The 17,896-nt window shown below is 55.3% G+C and carries 21 protein-coding genes; 14 read left to right on the top strand and 7 right to left on the bottom strand.

The genetic code is table 11. The annotated features are described in order from the left end of the window. Positions 1 to 63 precede the first annotated feature (63 nt). On the bottom strand, positions 64 to 930 hold the full coding sequence (locus ABD796_RS12900) for a class I SAM-dependent methyltransferase (protein WP_344908402.1): 867 nt from the start codon (positions 928 to 930) through the stop codon (positions 64 to 66). Positions 931 to 1,084: 154 nt separating this feature from the next. Here ABD796_RS12900 and ABD796_RS12895 point away from each other — a divergent pair, with 154 nt between their 5' ends. The 3 genes from ABD796_RS12895 to ABD796_RS12885 all read left to right on the top strand — a co-directional run bounded on the left by ABD796_RS12895 (position 1,085) and on the right by ABD796_RS12885 (position 3,846). Next, complete coding sequence (locus ABD796_RS12895) at positions 1,085 to 1,708, top strand: phosphatase PAP2 family protein (protein WP_344908399.1); 624 nt, start codon at positions 1,085 to 1,087, stop codon at positions 1,706 to 1,708. An 84-nt stretch (positions 1,709 to 1,792) separates the two neighbouring features. Further along, positions 1,793 to 2,500, top strand: coding sequence for a response regulator transcription factor (locus ABD796_RS12890; RefSeq protein ID WP_344908396.1), 708 nt, complete (start codon positions 1,793 to 1,795; stop codon positions 2,498 to 2,500). Continuing rightward, complete coding sequence (locus ABD796_RS12885; RefSeq protein ID WP_344908393.1) at positions 2,497 to 3,846, top strand: sensor histidine kinase; 1,350 nt, start codon at positions 2,497 to 2,499, stop codon at positions 3,844 to 3,846. Before ABD796_RS12890 ends, ABD796_RS12885 begins: the two co-directional genes overlap by 4 nt. A 105-nt stretch (positions 3,847 to 3,951) precedes the next feature. Here the strand turns inward: ABD796_RS12885 and ABD796_RS12880 are convergent, their stop codons facing one another. Next, the gene (locus ABD796_RS12880) at positions 3,952 to 4,377 is read right to left on the bottom strand and encodes a C40 family peptidase (protein ID WP_344908391.1); all 426 of its coding nucleotides are present in this window, start codon (positions 4,375 to 4,377) and stop codon (positions 3,952 to 3,954) included. Positions 4,378 to 4,650: 273 nt separating this feature from the next. Between ABD796_RS12880 and ABD796_RS12875 the strand changes: the two genes are divergently transcribed. The 8 genes from ABD796_RS12875 to ABD796_RS12840 all read left to right on the top strand — a co-directional run bounded on the left by ABD796_RS12875 (position 4,651) and on the right by ABD796_RS12840 (position 11,654). Then, positions 4,651 to 5,289 carry a serine/threonine protein kinase gene (locus ABD796_RS12875; protein ID WP_344908388.1) on the top strand — a complete coding sequence of 213 codons (639 nt, stop codon included), beginning with the start codon at positions 4,651 to 4,653 and terminating at the stop codon, positions 5,287 to 5,289. A 317-nt stretch (positions 5,290 to 5,606) separates the two neighbouring features. Next, complete coding sequence (locus tag ABD796_RS12870) at positions 5,607 to 6,410, top strand: DUF4184 family protein (protein WP_344908386.1); 804 nt, start codon at positions 5,607 to 5,609, stop codon at positions 6,408 to 6,410. Positions 6,411 to 6,697: 287 nt separating this feature from the next. Next, entirely contained in the window at positions 6,698 to 7,810 is a 1,113-nt protein-coding gene (locus ABD796_RS12865; RefSeq protein ID WP_344908383.1) for an alcohol dehydrogenase catalytic domain-containing protein, read from the top strand. A 43-nt stretch (positions 7,811 to 7,853) separates the two neighbouring features. Then, the gene (locus ABD796_RS12860) at positions 7,854 to 8,687 is read left to right on the top strand and encodes a glycerophosphodiester phosphodiesterase (RefSeq protein WP_344908381.1); all 834 of its coding nucleotides are present in this window, start codon (positions 7,854 to 7,856) and stop codon (positions 8,685 to 8,687) included. Positions 8,688 to 8,930: 243 nt separating this feature from the next. After that, positions 8,931 to 9,134, top strand: a complete 204-nt coding sequence (locus ABD796_RS12855) for a WYL domain-containing protein (RefSeq protein ID WP_344908378.1) — start codon at positions 8,931 to 8,933, stop codon at positions 9,132 to 9,134. After that, a complete protein-coding gene (locus ABD796_RS12850; protein WP_344908375.1) occupies positions 9,131 to 9,301 on the top strand; it encodes a hypothetical protein in 171 nt (56 codons plus the stop codon). The genes ABD796_RS12855 and ABD796_RS12850 overlap by 4 nt, the downstream gene beginning before the upstream one ends. Positions 9,302 to 9,562: 261 nt before the next feature. Beyond that, positions 9,563 to 10,270: a sulfite exporter TauE/SafE family protein gene (locus ABD796_RS12845; protein ID WP_344908373.1), complete on the top strand. Its 708-nt coding sequence runs from the start codon at positions 9,563 to 9,565 to the stop codon at positions 10,268 to 10,270. 160 nt (positions 10,271 to 10,430) lie between these two features. Beyond that, positions 10,431 to 11,654, top strand: coding sequence for a multidrug effflux MFS transporter (locus ABD796_RS12840; RefSeq protein WP_344908370.1), 1,224 nt, complete (start codon positions 10,431 to 10,433; stop codon positions 11,652 to 11,654). A 154-nt stretch (positions 11,655 to 11,808) separates the two neighbouring features. Here the strand turns inward: ABD796_RS12840 and ABD796_RS12835 are convergent, their stop codons facing one another. Then, positions 11,809 to 12,546 carry an EAL domain-containing protein gene (locus tag ABD796_RS12835; RefSeq protein WP_344908367.1) on the bottom strand — a complete coding sequence of 246 codons (738 nt, stop codon included), beginning with the start codon at positions 12,544 to 12,546 and terminating at the stop codon, positions 11,809 to 11,811. 309 nt (positions 12,547 to 12,855) lie between these two features. Here ABD796_RS12835 and ABD796_RS12830 point away from each other — a divergent pair, with 309 nt between their 5' ends. Together ABD796_RS12830 and ABD796_RS12825 are read left to right on the top strand one after the other, a co-directional pair. Beyond that, entirely contained in the window at positions 12,856 to 13,416 is a 561-nt protein-coding gene (locus tag ABD796_RS12830) for a DEAD/DEAH box helicase family protein (RefSeq protein ID WP_344908365.1), read from the top strand. A gap of 37 nt (positions 13,417 to 13,453) precedes the next feature. After that, a complete protein-coding gene (locus ABD796_RS12825; protein ID WP_344908362.1) occupies positions 13,454 to 13,876 on the top strand; it encodes a GNAT family N-acetyltransferase in 423 nt (140 codons plus the stop codon). Between the two features lie 9 nt (positions 13,877 to 13,885). Here the strand turns inward: ABD796_RS12825 and ABD796_RS12820 are convergent, their stop codons facing one another. The 3 genes from ABD796_RS12820 to ABD796_RS12810 form a co-directional block, all read right to left on the bottom strand. Further along, positions 13,886 to 14,368, bottom strand: a complete 483-nt coding sequence (locus ABD796_RS12820; RefSeq protein ID WP_344908359.1) for an anthrone oxygenase family protein — start codon at positions 14,366 to 14,368, stop codon at positions 13,886 to 13,888. Between the two features lie 190 nt (positions 14,369 to 14,558). Further along, positions 14,559 to 14,984, bottom strand: coding sequence for a MarR family winged helix-turn-helix transcriptional regulator (locus ABD796_RS12815; RefSeq protein ID WP_344908356.1), 426 nt, complete (start codon positions 14,982 to 14,984; stop codon positions 14,559 to 14,561). 101 nt (positions 14,985 to 15,085) lie between these two features. Next, positions 15,086 to 15,322, bottom strand: a complete 237-nt coding sequence (locus ABD796_RS12810) for a DUF3977 family protein (protein WP_344908353.1) — start codon at positions 15,320 to 15,322, stop codon at positions 15,086 to 15,088. 249 nt (positions 15,323 to 15,571) lie between these two features. Here ABD796_RS12810 and ABD796_RS12805 point away from each other — a divergent pair, with 249 nt between their 5' ends. Next, entirely contained in the window at positions 15,572 to 16,888 is a 1,317-nt protein-coding gene (locus ABD796_RS12805; RefSeq protein ID WP_344908351.1) for an ABC transporter substrate-binding protein, read from the top strand. A 2-nt stretch (positions 16,889 to 16,890) separates the two neighbouring features. Here the strand turns inward: ABD796_RS12805 and ABD796_RS12800 are convergent, their stop codons facing one another. Further along, on the bottom strand, positions 16,891 to 17,787 hold the full coding sequence (locus ABD796_RS12800) for an AraC family transcriptional regulator (protein WP_344908348.1): 897 nt from the start codon (positions 17,785 to 17,787) through the stop codon (positions 16,891 to 16,893). Positions 17,788 to 17,896 lie beyond the last annotated feature (109 nt).

The raw sequence follows: 17,896 nt of genomic DNA, 5'->3' as shown, positions 1-17,896 counted from the left end.
AATTCGGCAAAGATCCGGAACAGCAAAAAGGAGGCCGGAGCCCCCTTTTGCCGAATCGCTTGCTTATTTGCTCTCCCAGCGGCTCAGTATGCCTGCCGGCAAAAACAGCTTGGACGACGTAATCGGCAAGCCGATCTCGCCGCACGTGATCGACCCGCCGTACTTGCGGCCGACGGTCATGGATAAAATGTTGTGCATCACTGTCGGCGACAGTCCGGTCGTGTAGGAGTTGATCAGGAAAAACAGCGGCTTGTCGCTCAAAATACCGGAGCAAAACTCGACGAACGGATACAGATTCGTCTCCAGCTTCCACGTTTCTCCGTTGGGCCCACGCCCGTAAGAAGGAGGGTCCATAATGATCGCATCGTATTTGTTGCCGCGCCGCTCTTCGCGTTGCACGAATTTGAAGACGTCATCGGTAATGAAGCGGACCGGACGGTCCGCAAGGCCGGACAACTGCACGTTTTCCTTGGCCCACTGCACCACGCCCTTGGAGGCGTCCACGTGGCATACTTCCGCGCCAGCGCTCGCGCAGGCGACGGTCGCCCCGCCGGTGTAGGCGAACAGATTCAGCACCTTGACCGGCCTGCCTGCCGCGGCGATCTTGTCCATCATCCAGCGCCAGTTAACCGCCTGCTCGGGAAACAGCCCGGTATGCTTGAAGCCGGTCGGCTTGATGTAGAAGGAAAGCTTGTCGTAGCCGATTACCCAGCGCTCGGGAAGCGGCCGTTTCGTTTCCCATTGCCCGCCGCCCGAGGTGCTGCGGTGATAGTGCGCGGCCGCCTGCTGCCAAGCGCCATTCCCTTTGCTGATCGGCCATATGATTTGCGGGTCCGGCCGCCGAAGCACGACGTCCCCCCAGCGCTCGAGCTTGTCGCCGTCCCCCGTGTCGATCAATTCGTAGTCTTTCCAGTCGTTAGCGTAAAACATTCGCGTATAATCCTTCTTTCCTCACGGTATCCATTCTATTCTACATGATCGGCCATGCCGATATCCACTTTTATGAACGAAAACTATTCATCCCTCGCCGGTTTTGTGATAGCATAGGCTTGGCATAAATTAGCGGAAGGATGTTGGGTATACCATGAAGAGAACGATCCATTGGACGTTGGCGGGTCTGCTGCTCGTGTTGTTTGCCGGTCTGGCCGGTACGCTGGGCAAGAGTGGTCCGACGCCCTTTGACGATGCTGTCGGGGGATGGATACGGGGCTTGCGCAGCGACGGACTTACGGTATTCTTCAAAGCGTTGTCGCCGCTCGTGTCGACGACGGTGTTCGCGGTGCTGTTGGTCGTATTCGCCGCATTATTCGTCTTTGCGTTCAAGAAACGGCTGGAGCCGCTGCTGTTGATCGTCAATCTGGCCGGGGCCTTCGGCTTGTACCGCGTCTTGAAAGGCGTCTTCGAGCGTCCGCGTCCGCCTGCGTCGGATGCGCTGATACACGCGGCCGGCTTCAGCTTTCCGAGCGGCAACGCGCTCATGTCCGCCTCCTTCTACGGTCTCGTCGCCTATTTGCTGTACCGCCATTGGCAAAAACGCAAGCCGGCTGCGGCATGGACAGCGGTGCTTATCGGCGCCGTCCTGATTCTGCTTATCGGCGTCAGCCGCGTCTATCTGGGCGTGCATTATCCGACGGACATTGCGGCCGGCTTCGCTCTCGGGATCGCCTGGATGCTCGTATGCGCCGCCTCGGTCCTGAAACGGGGATAAATCGCGGTTTTGCGGCGAATGAGGACATCCATGAACGAAAATACTAAGCATATCCAAAAAAGTATGTTTCGTCATGGAGGCCTTATGAGCGGTAAAGTATTACTGGTGGAAGACGAGCATAAAATCGCCCGGGTGCTGGAGCTGGAGCTTCGCCATGAAGGCTATGAAGTGACGCTGGCCCGCAACGGACCAGACGGGCTGGAACTGGCGCGCGGCGGGAGCTGGGACGTGATCCTGCTCAATATTATGCTGCCCGGCATTACCGGTTTGGACGTTCTGAAGCAAATACGCGAGACGAACCGGACGGTTCCCGTTATTTTGCTGACTGCCCGCGATACGGTACCGGATAAAGTCAACGGGCTCGATCTCGGAGCCAACGACTATATGACCAAACCTTTCGCCATCGAGGAGCTGATGGCCCGGATTCGCGGCTTGATCCGCACGTCGCGCGTACAAAGCCGAGAGGACGAGGACGTCTATCGGGTCGGCGACCTGTCCCTGGATGCCAAATCTCGGACAGTGAAACGCGGGGAGGAGCCGATCGAGCTGACGCCGAGGGAATTCGAGCTGCTGCTGTATTTTATGAAGCATCCGGGCGAGGTGCTGTCGCGGGAACATATTTTATCCGACGTATGGGGATACGACTTTGCCGGAGACACCAATCTGGTCGACGTCTATGTCCGCTACCTGCGCCAGAAAATCGATGAGGGCTTCAAAACGAAGCTGATCCAAACGAGCCGAGGCGTCGGCTATTACTTGAAGCATCCGCAGCCGGAAGGCAAGCCGACATGAGCCTGCGTCTTCGGCTAATGGTGCTATCTTCGGCTTGGCTTGTTTTCATTCTCGTGCTGTTCAGCACGTTTATTTATTCGTTCTTCGTCAATTCGACCGCCAAAAACGAGAAGGATCTGCTGTTCAGCAAAGTCCAATCGATTTTGGAACTCAAAAAGTTGCAAGATCCGCATAACTGGAGCGATCCCGGCCTGCTGGACGAATTCCTCGTCAGCAACGAAATGATCCGTATTATCGGCATGGACGGCCTCGTCAAGCTGGAGCTGAAGAGCGACGAGATGCTGGTCGTCGAGCCGCCTCACCTAACCACCCGCTACAGCTATTCGATCAAGCGGATCGATAATACCCGTTATCTGTATGTACAGGTACCGATCCTATCCGGCAGCACTCAGATCGGCGTGCTGGAAATGGGGCGGATGCTGACCAAGTGGAGCTTGTACGTCAATGTGCTGACGACGGCTCTCGTGCTCATGTCGGTCGGAGCGGTCGTCATCTCCGCTCTAGGCAGTTTTTTTTATTCGCGCTTCCTGTTCCAGCCGCTCCGGGAATTGAACGGAACGATGCAGTTGATTCAGCAGAGCGGCACGTTCCGCAAGCTGGACTCGGAATTCACCGCCCGCTACGACGAGCTGGGCCGGCTTGGCGTCACATTCAACCAGATGATCTCCCGGCTGGAGGAGCTGGCTTTCAAGCAGAAACGGTTCGTGGCTGACGCCTCCCATGAGCTGAGGACGCCGCTGACGATTATCGAAAGCTATGCCGGTCTGCTGAAGCGCTGGGGCAGCGAGGACCCGGAGATCCGGCAGGAAGCGATCGAGGCGATTCTTGGCGAGTCGAACCGGTTAAAAGGACTTGTAGGCTCGTTGATGCAGCTGGCGGAATCGGAGCAGGAGGACTGGGTTCATTTCGCTCCCATCGAGCTGCTCGGCATTATCCGGTCGGCGGCCGCGGCAATGGAAGTGGCGTTCGACAGGTCGATCATAGTGACATGCCCGGACGAGGACATAACGATCGGCGGCGACGCGGAGAAGCTCAAGCAGCTGCTGCTCATCCTGCTGGACAATGCGGTCAAGTACAGCGCCAAGCCGATCCGGATCGTCGTCATTCCGGGCCAAACCGAGGTGCGATTCAAGATTATCGATCAGGGTATCGGATTGGACGAGAATGCGCTTCCATTTCTGTTCGACCGATTTTTCCGCACCGATCTTGCACGGGATCGCACAACCGGGGGGTTCGGACTCGGACTGGCTATCGCCAAAAGCATCGTGGAGCGGCACGGCGGCAACATTCGTATGGACAGCCGGCCCGGAAGAGGGACCACGGCCATCGTCACGCTTCCCCGCTAAGATGCAAACAACCCTTCCGCCGGAAGGGTGCTGCATCGTAGAAAACTCTTTGTCCAAAATCCGACCGTTGGAGATCGATTCGCTTGCAGCGACTCTGTGTTCGGGTTACAGAACCCGGCGGGCCGACATATAGTGGGAGCTCCAGTAGCTGGAATTCAGATTGGAGACTGTCACGCCAACGCCTTTTTTATAAGTATGCAACAGCTTTCCGTTTCCCATATAGATGGCGACGTGACCGACATTGCCTTTTCCTGTCCGATTCGTCCAGAAGAAGACCAGGTCTCCCTTCTTCAGATTGCTTTTGGAAACGTAAGTACCGACTTTGGATTGCTGCTTGGAAGTGCGGGGAAGCGAGACCCCTTGCTTCTTAAACAAAAATTGGGTAAAGGAAGAGCAATCGAATGCGCTGGTCCGGCCCGATGCCGCTCCGAATACATAAGGGGTTCCTTTGTATTTCAACCCTGTTGAAATAATGCTGTCTGCGCGCGTTGCCGAAATGGAAACGGTTTCGGCATGTGCCGCAGTTGACATGAATCCCAAATTTCCGGATAATGCAATGGTCAGTGCGATAGAAGCGCCGATAACAGGCTTGTACCATATTCTGTTCCGTTGAAGAGCCATTCGAACCTCCTGATAGATGCTTAATATGGCGGCCACCTGAAACTTAGTATAGCAGAGTAAAATATGGATTTTTTTTCTATGTGATCGTCAAACCTTAGAGCGGCACGGGTTGCAGCGCAATTATTAAAATAACATTAAAAAAATGAGGCCGGATCTGACGGAAGCGGCGGAGGGCGTATTGCTATGATAGAAACGTACATGAAACTGGCTCGTACCGGGCTATTGCCGCAGCTTGACGTGCACAGCGTCGATCCCCGCGAGCCGGTGCGGACAGGGGTTTTACCGAAGCCGTGGAAGCTTGTCGGCGCAGGCAATTACGCGGCGGTCGTCGCGCATCCCGATTATCCGGGGATGGTCGTCAAGGTGTACGCCGAAGGAAGACCGGGCCTGCGCGAAGAAGTCGAGGTATACCGCCGCCTTGGCCCGCATCCGGCTTATTCGGAATGCTACGGCGCCGGCGAGCGGTTTCTCGTGCTTAAACGGTTGAACGGCGTGACCATCTACGACTGCTTGCGGCGAGGCATCCGCATCCCGGAGCAAGTAATTCGGGATATCGACACGGCTCTCGATTATTCCCGGCTGCGCGGGCTGAACCCGCATGACGTGCACGGCAAAAACGTCATGATGATCGAAGGGCGGGGCGTCGTCGTGGACGTGTCGGATTTTTTGAAGAAAGAAGAATGCGTCATGTGGAGCGACTTCAAGAAGTCGTATTACGCCCTGTACAAGCCGCTGCTGCTGCGGTGGGCGGTGCCGCTGCCGGATTCCCTTTTGAACGCGCTGCGTAAAGGCTACCGGCTCGTCCGCAGAAGAGTATCCTGAGAAGGCGTGAGGCACAATCCGGGCTCGCGCAACGACGCCCGGGAACGCCCGGGCGTCGGCGTCGGCAGTAAGCGGCTCCGTAACCCGAAGCCGGATCGGGGGGCAGTCGAGGGAGCGGCGTGAAGCGAACGCAATTGCCGGACAGGCGGTCAAAAGCTGCGTAAACCGGCAGCAGAGGAGAAAGTTTGACAATGCCCGCAGACATGGATACAATTTGTATCAAAGACTCTGTTGGCGTTTTGCCGATTCCGAGCAATTGCGGTCGCCCTTTCCGAATTGCGCCGATAGACGGTCTTCTTACCGCCAGGAGGTGACCGATGCCTTATACGCCCGCCCACCCGATTACGGCTATCGTGCTGGACAAGCTGTTCCCCCGCAAGTTGAACCGAACAGGTCTTGTGCTCGGCACGATGGCCCCCGATTTGCAAAATTTTGCCGAGCTGCGTCCGACCGACACCGACTTCGGCCATTCCACGCTCGGGATGTTCACGCTGGGCCTCCCGGCCTCGATTGTGCTCGCGTTTGCTTTTCACCGGCTCGTCCTGCCCGCTGCGGCGGTTTATTTGCCTGCACCGCTTAACCGTATCGCCGGCAGCTATGTGCAGCGAGGCTGGCGCATAAACGGCCTGCGCGGTTGGGCGCTGCTGATCGCTTCCATCGTGCTTGGCATGTACAGTCATCTGTTTCTCGACGGTTTCAGCCATCGCGGCGGACTAATGTATCCGCTCTCGACCGGAGCAGTCCAGTGGCTGCTGCCCGGCATCCGGTCGCCGGGTTCGCTGCTGCAGTTCGGGCTGTCGGTGCTGGGCATCGCCGTCGAGCTGCTGCTGCTCGCCATCTTCGTGTACCGCAGAAGACATATCGGGTCGTCGGCGGGCGAGGATGGGCAGACGCTGCCCAGAATCGGGAGAAGCGGCAAAGCGTTATTCTGGCTGGCAGTCTTGTCCGGAACCGTTCTCGTGACGGCCTTCGGCTTCTGGTTGTACAGCTCGCCGCACTCCCACCGCGGCCTGATTATCGTTCCGGTCGCTCCCTTGAGCGGAGCGGTCGTCGGTTTGCTCGCAGCCTCCGCCCTCCACGCACTCATGCGCAAAAAAACGAGCAGTCAGCTGCAGCAATGAGCCGAAGGGGGCCGACGATTCCTACGCAGCGCTCCATGAAGCTTCGTCCTTTCCGCCAGTAAGCGCGGAACGGACGGAGCTTTTTTTGTTTTTGTCCGAGGAAGTAGGGGCGTTTGCGAAAATATGAATAATATATTCACTAAATGTTTGTATTGACAAATAAAATGTGTTAAATAATAATAATTATTGAATAAAATGAGCACAAATGAACATTTTATTGTAGTTCTTTTGTAAAAGCATGTAAGCTTCGCTTTTTTTGCGTATAATCGAATGGAGGGATATCCCGTATGGGGAACAGGGGGAACTCGGAACCGGCGCCTGCCGGCGTCATGTCCCGCAATTACCGGCTGCTGAAGCCCGGAGAGCTGAGCGAGATCATATCGGAGCGCGAGATCCGCGAAGGGGATGCCGTTATCGAGCCGACGCTCGGCAGCATCTGCCATGCCGACTTGCGTTATTATACCGGCCAGAGGCGGCCGGAGGCGCTCGCCCGGAAGCTGCCGCTCACGCTGATTCACGAAGGGATCGGGCGCGTCTTGTCCAGTCGTTCGTCGGAGGCGGCTGCGGGCCGGCGCGTCGTCATCGTGCCGAACATACCCGGCTTCATTCGCGAGGGCATTGCGCCGGAGCAATGCTGCCCGGCCTGCCGCAGCGGCCTGCCGGAAAACTACTGCCACAACAGCTTGTTTCTGGGCAGCAGCATGGACGGGATCGCCCAGCACAGGCTCGTCATTCCCGCGCCGTGCGCGCTGCCGATCCCGGACGGGGTGCCAGACGAGATCGCCGTGCTGGCCGAGCTGTGCTCGGTATCGGTGCACGCTTTGTCCCGCGTGGCGGGCAAGCTGGCCGCCGGGGCGAATGCCATCGTGTTCGGCGACGGTCCGGTCGGTTATTTTACGGCGGCAATGCTGCATCATGTGTACGGGCTAGAGCGGGACCGGCTGCGGGTATTCGGAGCGATTCCGGATAAAATCAACCAATTCGCGTTCGCCGGACGGGCGCTCGTGCAGGACTGCGATTTTCGTTCGGCAGAGCGGGCAGACATTGCAATAGAATGCACCGGGGGACGGTTCAGCGAAAGCGCGATCAACCAGGCCATCGATATATTGAAGCCCGGAGGCAGTCTTATCCTGATGGGCGTGACGGAAGAACGCGTGCCGGTCAATACGCGGGATACGCTGGAGAAAGGAATCACGCTTCTCGGCAGCAGCCGCAGCACCCGCGCCGACTTCGTCCAAGTGCTGGAGACGATGCGGGACCTGGCGTGCCAGGACACGCTGCGGCGCATTTTACCCGACCGGAATCACGTGATCCGGACGGTGGACGATTTTCGCGAGGCGATGGAGGAGACCGCCCAACACAAAGGGTGGAAGAAGACGGTGCTCGAATTCCGTTGGTAACCGCGATCCGGACGGGTCCAAACCGCATACAGGAGGGAATGGAATGGCAAGCGAACACGACCGTATATACTGGCAAGCCCACCGGGGCGGAGGGGCCAACGAAGCTCCGGACAATACGATGGCGGCAAACCGCTACGCCTGGAGCCTCGGCGGTATTCCGGAGGCCGATATACGCACGACGAAGGACGGGATTATCGTCGCCTTGCATGACGAGACGCCGGCCCGGACGACGACCGCTCCGGACAAAGTAAAGGACCGGCCCATCGCCGAATTCGACTTCGCGGAGATTGCGGAGTGGGATGCGGGAGTCAAGTTTGATCCGAGGTTCGGGGGAGAAACGATCCCATCTCTGGAGCAGCTGTTCCAGGATATGCAGGGCCGGCCGGAGCGGCTCGCTTACCTCGATCTGAAACAGGTCGATTTGTCCGACCTCGGGCGGCTGATCGACCGGTACGGCGTCAACCGGCAGGTAATCTTCACGCATAATGAGCAGTCGAATTGCAAGCAGATGAAGCGGATCGCCCGGGACGTCCGAAGCATGCTGTGGATCGGCGGGAGCGCGGAGCGCATCAAGCGGACGTATGCCGAACAGGCGCGGGACTTGGGATACGACGGGCTCGATCAGGTACAGCTGCATTTGAACGGCAAAACCGCCGATGACGGGGACTCCGATTGGCCGTACGCGATCGATCGGGTGTTTCTGCGCGAGACGCTTGCGGAGACAGCCGCCGCAGGCGTCGATCTGGAAGTGCTGCCGTTCGAATTCGACGAACGTTCCATCCATATGCTGCTCGATCTCGGGCTTCGCTGGTTCGCGACCGACGAGCCGGCGCGGTTTTTGCAGTGCACCCGCACGTGGAGCGGTAGCGTCACATAAAGCCGTCCGCCCGGATCGGCAACGGAACGAAACCTTCATCCCCGTTATGACGGGGTTTGAAGGTTTTGTTCCGTTCTTCGGGAAAACGCGCAAAAACGCGCATCTTGATTTTTCCACTTGAAATCGGAATATAGGTTCGTTTATTGTATATACTAGAAGCGAACATATGTTCTTATATCGTTTGGCGAGAAGCGGACTGATTGTTTCGGCTTGCCGCCGAACGTCAAGGAGGGAACGGGCAGGATGGCGGATATGGAGCGTTATGTGGGACGGACGGTCGACCTGGTTTATATCGACAAGCAGGGCCGCATTACCCGGCGGACGGTGATCGTTCGCGGTATCCGGGGGGAGACGGTCCGCGCCTTTTGCTGCGAAAAGCGCGCGCCCCGGCTGTTTGCGGCCGACCGCATCTTGGCCGTATTCCCGGCAGGGAGGCGGACCGGATGAAGCAGACGCTTCACGGCAAGCATTCCATGCCGTTGGGGAATCGTAAGGGCGGAGGTGGAGCGCACGCTCCGCCTGTATTTGCAGCTGGAGCCGGCGGAATAGCGGGGGCGGCGCCGCCAAACGGCACGAAACGGGTGGGGCTATCGGCGGGAATAACGGAATTATGAAGCTCTCCATCTCTGGCGACAGAGAGCGCTTATTCTGGTACTTGTAACACTCGTATAAAAATATTCTACTAGCCGCGGCGGGCATATAGGTGTACAATCCTCATGTATGCATGGACAACCGTTCCCGGTTTCCTGTTACAAAAGGATAAAAGTGTCGACTAACCGCTGGGAAATAATTCCTGTAGCGGATTTTCCCGTTACCCGTTTTTGGCTATAGCGGGAGTTTCAGGGGGAGAGCTGTCTTTGGGAGCCTATGGATTTGTGTTGCTGATAGGAGTGTTGGCGGGAGCCATCAGCGGCGTGATCGGGACAGGCTCCTCTATCATGCTGCTGCCCGTTCTTGTGTTTACGTTCGGTCCAAAGCAAGCCGTGCCGATCATGGCCGTGGCGGCAATTATGGCCAATTTCTCAAGAGTGGTCGCCTGGAGGCGGGAGATCGACTGGAAAGCTTTCGCCGCATATTCCGTTACAGGGATTCCGGCGGCGGCGATCGGCGCCAGAACGTTGTGGGTATTGCCCGTCCGTCTGATCGATATCGGACTCGGTCTGTTTTTTCTAGCCATGATTCCGGCCAAACGTTGGCTGGATGCCAAAAATAGGCGTATTCGTCTTTGGCAGCTCTCCGTCGCCGGGGGGGTGATCGGTTTCTTGACCGGCATTGTGCTCTCCACCGGCCCCCTCAGCGTTCCGGCCTTCTCTTCCTACGGTTTAATGAAAGGAGCTTTCCTATCCACGGAAGCCGCCAGCTCGTTAGCGCTCTATGTAAGCAAAGCGGTCACGTTCCGCGAGCTTGGAGCGCTGCCGGGGGAAGTGATCGCGCAAGGCCTTATCGTAGGATCGTCATTGATGCTCGGCACGTTTGCCGCCAAACGCATCGTGCAGCGCATGAGCTTGAGCTCGTTCCGCTACGTGCTGGACTTGCTCCTGCTCGGCTCGGGAGTTTCGATGCTGTGGGCGGCGTTCCATTAAGGAACCGACTAATGCAGCGGGCAAAAAGAGTGCTTACCGGCAGGGTGCCGGATATGTGGAGCAGCGGAAAGGAGATGGGCGTGTCCATTGGGGCGCGTGTCAACGAAAGATAGAGATAGAAGATACAGATAGAAGATTCGGATAGGAGAAAAAAGAAAACATGCACAAAACTAAAAAAGATCAGCGGCTCGGACTCGTTTTGCTTCTAGGCTCATTTTCCGCGCTGGGTCCGCTGACGATCGACATGTATTTGCCGTCTTTCCCGCAGATCGCAGCCGATTTCGGAACGCAGGCTTCCCTCGTTCAGCTTAGTCTGACGGCTTGCTTGATCGGACTCGGGCTCGGCCAAATTATTATGGGGCCGCTGAGCGATGTTCACGGCAGACGAAAGCCCGTTATTTTCTCGCTCCTTCTTTACTTGATCGCTTCGTTCGTTTGCGCGATTTCGCCGAATATCGCCTGCTTCATAGCGGCGCGCTTCGTTCAAGGCTTCGCGGCCTCCGCCGGTATTGTCATTTCGCGGGCTGTCGTGCGGGACATGTACAGCGGTCCGGCGTTAACCCGTTTTTTCTCGCTGCTGATGCTGGTGAACAATTTGTTCCCGTTAATAGCGCCTTTGGCCGGCAGCGGCGTCATTTCCTTCACGACCTGGATCGGCGTATTTATCGTGTTGAGCATCGTCGGTTTGGTGCTGGCGATTCTCGCGACCTTCAACCTGAAGGAAACGCTGCCTGCCGAGAAGCGGATTTCCGGCAACTTCGGCGAGCTGCTGACAGGCATCAAAACGCTGCTGAAAGACCGCACGTTCACCGGCTACGCGCTTGCGCAAGGCATTATGGTCGGCGGGGTGTTCGCCTACGTATCGGGAACTCCTTTTATTTACCAAAACATATACGGAGCGTCTCCGCAGCTGTTTGCCGTTCTGTTCGCTTCCAACGGAATCAGCCTGATCATCGGCTCCCAGGTCGTCGGACGCCTGAACCACAAAATTTCCGAACGCCGGTTTCTGGTCGTCGGTCTGCTGCTGTCCGTTCTGTCCAGTCTGACGGCCTTGACGGTAATCGTGATGCACGGTCCGCTGTTCGCCCTCGTTATCCCGCTGTTCTTTTTTGTGGCGTCGATCGGGATGACGTCCACAGCTTCTTTCTCCTTGGCGATGGAGTCGCAAAGCCGCATGGCCGGGAGCGCGTCGGCGTTTCTCGGACTGCTGCCTTTCGTGATTGGAGCCTGCACGTCTCCGCTCGTCGGGATTGCCGGAGAGCACACGGCGGTGCCCATGGGGCTGATCATTTTGGCCAGCAGCGTGCTGGCGCTCTTGGCTTATTTCGGTCTGGTGCGGAAGCCTCGTAAGACCGGATTTCAAAAAACGGCGGTTTCGGATTGAAGCCAGGCTCGCAGCCGGGCAGAGAAAAAGCCGGCGGACGCCGGATGCGTCAGTAGACGATAGAAGACAGGAACCGCAGAAAGCATAGAAACAGGAATGCGAAAGACAGACGATAAAGACGGCAGCCCGAACGCAAAGGCTGTCGTCTTTGTTTTTAAAACCGACCTGAGCCGGGACGCCCCAACAAAAAGCCTTGGCCGATCGGGACCCCGAGCAGGCGGGCCATAGCCAAATCGTCAGCCTCCTCCAGCCCTTCAAGCACGAGTCCGCTCGATCCCGAGCAATAGTCGACGAACAGGGAAACCAGCTTCTGCTTGCCGGGACTCGCAGCCAATTGGTTTCCGAAGTAACGGTCCAGCTTGACGATATCCGGTTCGTACTCGACGATTTTTCTCAAGGAAGCCGCTCCCGAGCCAACGTCGTCCAGCGCGATCAGAAAACCGAGCCGGCGCAGCTCGCGAATTTTGTCCCCCAGAAGTTGGATATCCCACATTTTTTCTTCCTCATGGGCTTCGTTGATTTCCAGCACCATTTGCCCGGACGGCGGGTGACGACGAAACAGATCGTCTTCCATGAACCGATCGAACGACGGGTGCAGCAGCGTTGACGGGAAGATGTTCATGAACAGCAGCGGAGCGCGGCGAGGGTCGGGTATTTCGCCGAAATAGCAGGAAACCGCCTGTCGGATGGCCCCGGTATCCAACTCGTACAAGAAGCCTCCCGCCCGGGCGGTGCGGAATAACCGTTCCGGGGACTCGCTGGCGGCGGAACGCAGCAGCGCTTCGTATCCGGCCGGCGCCCCCGTTTCCAATTGAACCAGAGGTTGAAATACCGGGTAGCAGCTAGCTAGGACCGCGGCAGGGACGTCGTTTTTTACCAACAAATCGCTCATCGGGACGGCCTCCCTCATCGAAAGTGACTTATACATGGCGGGCAAATTATATGTTTTCCTAATCAAAATATGTTTCCTTAAGGAAAGAATTTGTTTTGACTGTTATTCTACAACAGACCGGGCTAGCTTGGCAATATCCGGCAGAGGTTGAATGGGCGAAAAAAACAGTTGTTGGCAGAGGGAGACGGCATTATAATGGTAGGAAACATTTGGAAGTCGTAATGAGGCGTGACGACGGCTGAGCTGTGACGGGATGCAAAGAGCGACTCGGCAGCCATTTTCAAGAATTGTAAAAAGGAGGCGTCTCTCATGAAGTTGATCATTCTCTTCGGCCCCCAGGCGGTCGGAAAAATGACGGTCGGGCAAGAGCTGGAGAAGCTCACCGGATTGAAGCTGTTCCACAACCATATGACGATCGAGCTGGTGACACCCTTTTTCAGCTATGGCTCCTCCGAAGGGAAACGGCTGGTCAGCCTGTTCCGGCAGGAAATATTCGAAGCGGTAGCGAACAGCAGCTTGCCGGGGCTCATTTTCACATTCGTCTGGTCGTTCAACCAGCAAGCCGACTGGGACTACCTGGAGCGGGTCAGCCAATTGTTTGAATCGAAGGGGGCGACGGTATATTGGGTCGAGCTGGAGGCCGATGTGAACGAAAGGCTGGAGCGGAACATAAGCCCGAACCGTCTGCTGCACAAGCCGAGCAAACGAAATACGGAATGGTCCGAACGGGATCTGCTGGAAACGATGAAAAAGCACCGGCTGAACTCCTATGAGGGGGAACTGAACAAGGAGCACTATCTCCGCATTCATACGACCCGTAGAAGTGCGGAGGAGACGGCCAGCCTGATCAAGGACACCTTTCGCTTGTAAGAATGGGGCCGCTCTTGGCCTTCAAGGAGGAACGCTCATGGAAATTCGGTACAAGGACTATCTCATTACAGATGACAAAAGCAAAATCGACAAACAAGTCGTCCTGGACTACTTGGCGCGAAGCTATTGGGGGAGCCGGAGAACGCCGGAGCGGATTTCCCGGTCCATCGACAACTCCGAATGTTATGGCGTGTTCCATGACGGCAGGCAGATCGGGTTCGCAAGGATCGTCACCGATGGTGCCACCGTTTTTTACTTGTGCGACGTGTTTGTGCTTGAGGATTACCAAGGACAGGGCATCGGCAAAAAGCTGATCGAGACGATCACCGGATCGGAGCGATACGAATGGATGACTGGGATTCTCGGAACGCGGGATGCGCATGGCTTGTATGAGCAATACGGGTTTGAGCGGGACCCGGAACGGTTTATGCGCCGAGTCCCCCAAGCCCGCAGTAAATAACGAAACCGTTCACCCTTTGCGCAGCGCGAGGATGAAGCAGGCGAGGGAGGCCAAAGCAGCCAACGTCCGCACGTGATTCCAGGCTACCCAACGGGATAAATAATGCTCCCATACTTGCGCTCCCTCAGCGCTGCCGGGATCGACGGCGGCCAGCGCGTCGTTCAGCGGCACGTTGAAGACGATCGTCACGAGGAAAGTGCCGGCCAAATAAAGAAGACTTCCGGCAAGCACGTAGGGCGCTCCGGCCGCGCCGAACTTCAAAAGCGAGACAACCGCCGCTAGCACCGAGAGGAGAGCTGTCCCCATAAATACCGGGCTGAACAATGTTTTGAGAATGGTTTCGTTGATCGATTGCATGGCCGCTATGCCTTGCTCGGCCGGTAGGCGGGCCAAAGATGCCATTACGAAAGCCGAGAAGGCGAAAAAAATGCCGGCGATCAGACCGGAGCCGAGCGCAGAGAAGAAGGTCATGCCGATCATCCATTTGCCCATAAGCGTCGGCCTCCCGTCCGCTGGCCGCTTTGGCGGCTTTGATCGATCTTCGGGCTTGACCCCGGCAGCTTCAGTAGCCCGTTTCGATGGGGAACATGGGGTTCAAAGAGTATAATCATTTGATTGCCTCCATTGTCTTTTTAGTTGTTTGCTCAAGCAAATGTTTATGTAAAAAAAACCGTTCTGCGCTTCATTCGTTTTTTTCCAACTGGTCGCTGACATTGTAGAGATCGAGCGAAAGCTCCTCGCCGGCGGCCCCCAAGATCGCCGTGTACCGGTCGCGCAGCCGGTTCCAGCATTGGTGGATCGTATCCTCCAGCGCCTTGCCCTTGTCGGTGACGTAGATCAAGGACAAGCGCCCATCCACGCGGTTGTACAGCAAGCCTTTGGCTGCAAGCTTCTCAATAAGTCGCGTTACGGTCGAAGGCTGGAGATGGAGTATGCCGCCTAGTTCCTTTTGCGAAATGCCGTCCTTCTCATAAACCGCCATGAGCAGAAAAGCCGCCGTCGGCGACAAGCCGCTGGCTGCAAAGGCGTCCTCCGCCATCTTTGTAATGACCCGACCGAGACGATTCGCGGTAAAGTACAAGCATTCTTTGAAATAAATGTCCAACATAGGTAAAACCTCATTTCCGGGATAACAAAACATTTGTTTGCTCATACAAATATAAATGGATTTCCGCATTTTGTAAAGAGGGCGCCTGTATTCGTTTTCCGCTAACGACTCGTTATTCCGATAATAAACTTCATCGCAAATCGAGACTTCTTGCTTCTCTTAAAACCTTGTCTTAAGTCTACTATGAGTACAGTCTTTCCAATCCATACTCTCAAGTATATAGATTGTAATCTTATAGGCCGAACTACACCTTTTTCTTCATATTCGGTGCCATCATCCAGCTCCGTCTCCGTCCTAATCAGCCAAGTGTTCCCCAAGCCGAATTCGATGTATTTCAATAGTCATCCCCCTTACTTTAAGCTTCTGCGTTCTTTGATTTCGACAATGTGGAAATGAATTCCTTTGATGATTTCCCTGCAAGTTAAAAACTGGCTCTTTCAAACCGTTATTACGGTACGCCGACTATTTTTACATATGGTACTTTGATTTTGCTTAAGAAAATGTGGCATGTGGGGTGCAAAGCAGCGGGAGTGCAGAGAACGAGAGAGAGAACAGACGAAACTATGACTTATTGCGGGAGGAACAGCATGAGAAGTAAGCTTTTACGCGTTTGTATCGGGAGCCTTGTCGGGATATCGTTACTTGCAGGATGCGGAGGGAAACCAGGTGACGGGAACGGGAGCGGGAGCGGGAGCGGGAGTGAAGGAAGCCAGCCAAAGCCGAAGGAGCCCGTCGAGCTGTACTTGTTCAGCTCCATTCCCCAGAACATGGAATGGTTCGATAAAACGTACGGGGTTTACCTTCGCGAGAAATTTCCCCATATCCAATTTAAAGTGTCCTTTGCGTCGGCAGACCGTACCATTCAAGACTACGTAGCATCCAAGGCTCCTTTGGATATCGTGTTCGGAGCCTACACCAATTTCCATACCGCCATACTGGAAACGGGGCTGCAGAGCGATATTACCGACCTGATCCGGTCGCATAAGTTTAACCTGGATACGATAGAGCCCACCGTCGTTGACCTGCAAAGACAGTTGGCCCGTGGAGGCATCTACGGACTGCCCGCTTATGTAGGCACATCGGGCCTATACTACAACAAAGACATCTTTGACCGTTTTGGAGTCGCTTATCCGAAAGAGAACATGACTTGGGATGAATTGTACGACCTTGCCGTTACTTTAACGCGCAAGGACGGAGCGGTGCAATACTACGGATTCGCCAACGACAATAACACTTATTTGCAAGTCAATCAAAATTCGTTGGACTTAATAAACCCCACTACGCTCAAAGCGAATTTCACTTCGGATGCGTGGAAAAAGGTGGTGCAAAATCTGGCAAGATTCATGACCATCCAAAACTATGACACCAAAGAGGCAACGACTACGGCATTCAACACCAAAGGAACCGTGGCCATGGCGGCGAATTATACGGGCTGCTGCGGGTTTACGCCGGGAGATGCGGTTACCAATTGGGGTGTGGTGAGAATTCCGGAAATTGCCGGATTGCCGAATGTGGGACCGCAAGTATTTCCCAACTACTGGTTTATGAGCTCGACCAGCAAACAACGCGACACCGCATTCGAAGTGATGGCTTACATCGCATCGGAACCGTTCCAGAAATCGTTGAATAGCAGAGGTTTGGCTACGGCGTTGAAGGATACGAAATTGCATGAGAAATACGGGGAAGACCTCCCCAAATACAAAGGCAAAGATACGTCGGTCTTATTCCCCAAAACGTATGCGAAGTTGTCCAATATAACCGAATACCAGATTGTAGCCTCCGGCCAATTAAATGCGGCGATTGTCAGGATGGCGAGAGATGGTATCGATATCAATACCGCGTTGCGCGAAGCGGCCGAAGAAACGGACAAGATCATACAAGCGGCCCAGCAAACGAAAAAATAACTCTATGTTCTCCTCGCGTGGCGGTATTCGCTCGCCGTCAGTCCTTTCAGATCGCGGAACACGCGGGAGAACGTACGAGAAGAATCGAAGCCCACCTCATGAGCAACTTCGATAACGGTCATGTTGGTATGAAGCAATAAGGTGGATGCGCTTTCAATGCGAAGCTCATGTACATATTCCAGAAACCCTTTTCCAATATTCTTTTTAAACAGTCGACTTATATAAGGCGCACTGCAGTGGAATAGAGAGGAAATTTTGTCCAAATGGATGTCGTCCGAGAAGTGAACATGCACATATTGCATGATCGACCAAAACAGAGTGCTCCTCTCTTCCGGCACACTGGGCCCGGAGGCCGAGAAAGGGTCGTTGCCAAAGCGAACGAACAAAAGCAGCGCTTCCGTTAGCTTGGCTCGGATCATATGGCGGCGATAGGTGGTATCGGGTTGCAGAAACTCCTCCATCAACGAGTCGAGAATGGCCTTCATGCGTTCGTGCATCGCTTCGTCAAAATGGACAAACGAAGACAAGGTTGTGCCAATTCCATACAGCAGCACGGAAAGGCCGACGTCGTCATTCGTTCCGAACAGCAGCTCCATATCGAACAGAACGCTGTATTTCCAAGCCGTGTAGGTTTCGCCTGAATCGCTGTGCATCTGGTGCAAATGATGCGGGAGCTTGAATGACGCAGTACCCGGCCGGAAGGTCCCATGGATCGTATTGATCGTTTCTGTTCCGGTACCTTCGAAGTAATAAGATAATTCCGCATAATCGTGATGATGCAATTCATTCTGATATATGGGAGAGATGGAGATACAAAACCTCGGTTGTCCGTTAGCTTGAATATGTTGAAGTTTGTAGATAGTCTCCTGATATTCGGGAAATCGATCGAGATTTTTCATAGTGTTCCTCCGGGTTCAATAAGGCTGTACCTCTACTATCTATTAAATGAGGCAAGTTTGCAATCGCTTGTTTAACGCGACCTTTAGACAAGAAAGGATGGGAATCCCT

Source organism: Paenibacillus hodogayensis (genome assembly GCF_039536325.1).
Classification (GTDB): Bacteria; Bacillota; Bacilli; order Paenibacillales; family NBRC-103111; genus Paenibacillus_AB; species Paenibacillus_AB hodogayensis.
The sequence above is the reverse complement of the archived record's forward strand: the minus strand, read 5'-3'. Positions and strand labels throughout refer to the sequence as shown.